At 30.7% G+C, this 563-nt stretch carries 1 pseudogene; it reads left to right on the top strand.

Annotated elements, in window-relative coordinates:
- A pseudogene (locus AB3H93_RS14150) lies at nucleotides 1-378 on the top strand (RNA-guided endonuclease TnpB family protein); the annotation flags it as partial.
- Nucleotides 379-563 lie beyond the last annotated feature (185 nt).

Below are 563 nucleotides of genomic sequence, written 5' to 3'. Positions count from 1 at the left end.
AACCAACAATCAAAATGGAACAATTGTTTTGATTGATAATAAATTCGTCAAACTTCCTAAGTTGAAGTCGTTAGTTAAAATTAAGCTTCATAGATAATCTAAAGGTTTGATCACAATCTCACGTCATTCAAGTGGCAAATACTATGTTTCGTTGCTGCGTGAAGAAGAAGTTGTCGAGTTAAAAAAAACAATTATGCAATTAGTATTTACTTATGTATTATTGACGCTGCCATTCTTTCAAACAAAAGATTGATAGCAATAAATTCACATCAAAAATGGAAAAGAGACTAAAATATGAACAACATAGATTGTCAGACGTACGTTATTGGCTAAAAATAGAAATGCATAGTAGCTCGATTACACGAAAAAGTAATGAATTAACGTACTGATTTTCTGAATAAGTTGAATACAGAAATCATCAAAAATCAGGATAGATAAAATAAAGAACTGTAGGAGGAGAGCTTGGTAAATAAGAGACACCTCTGTTAGTAAAGAAATACGCTATCAAGTATGCTGTTTTTCCAAGAATCTCTCATTTCAAGTGTTAAAAACCGTTAGGTTTA

This window comes from Enterococcus sp. C74, assembly GCF_040887125.1.
Lineage (GTDB): Bacteria > Bacillota > Bacilli > Lactobacillales > Enterococcaceae > Enterococcus_B > Enterococcus_B hirae.
Note: the sequence above shows the minus strand (reverse complement) of the source record. Positions and strands in the feature narration are given on the sequence as shown.